At 41.4% G+C, this 539-nt stretch carries 1 protein-coding gene; it reads left to right on the forward strand.

Features of this window, described 5'->3' with window-relative positions; genetic code table 11:
• Positions 1-82 precede the first annotated feature (82 nt).
• Positions 83-370: a transposase gene (locus A3729_RS11745; protein WP_068510178.1), complete on the forward strand. Its 288-nt coding sequence runs from the start codon at positions 83-85 to the stop codon at positions 368-370.
• The last annotated feature ends 169 nt before the right edge of the window (positions 371-539 follow it).

The following is a 539-nucleotide window of genomic DNA, read 5'->3' on the forward strand; positions in this document are numbered from 1 at the left end:
AAAACACGCCCCCTCGCAATGATCTGCTTTAATCAAACAGGACACTTCAATAAGGAATATAATCCAATTATTGAGGTGTTAAATGACAAAACGAAAGAACAGAAGTTATACAACAGAGTTTAAACAAGAAGCGGTTGCCCTGGTCACCGAGCAAGGCTATAGCGTTCCTAAAGCGGCTGCTTCATTGGGTATTACAGATAAGTTGCTCTACAACTGGAAAGCCAAGTTTGATGCGGAACAATCTGGTACTGGCTTAAATACAGATGAGCGTGCTGAATTGCTTCGGCTCCGAAAGGAAAATAAAGAGCTGAAGATGGAAAAGGAGATTTTAAAAAAGGCCAGCGCCCTCCTGCTGAAGGAAACCAAGTAAGGTTTCAAACCATTCAACAACTTTCCTCAGCATATCCTGTTATCAAACTTTGCAAAGCAATGGGTGTTAGCCGCTCAGCTTATTATGCTTGGCTCAAACGGCCAACTAAATCTATTACGCCAAAGCAGTTACATTTGTATAGCAGAGCTAAAACTATCTTCGAGAAAAG

This window comes from Oleiphilus sp. HI0043 (genome assembly GCF_001634935.1).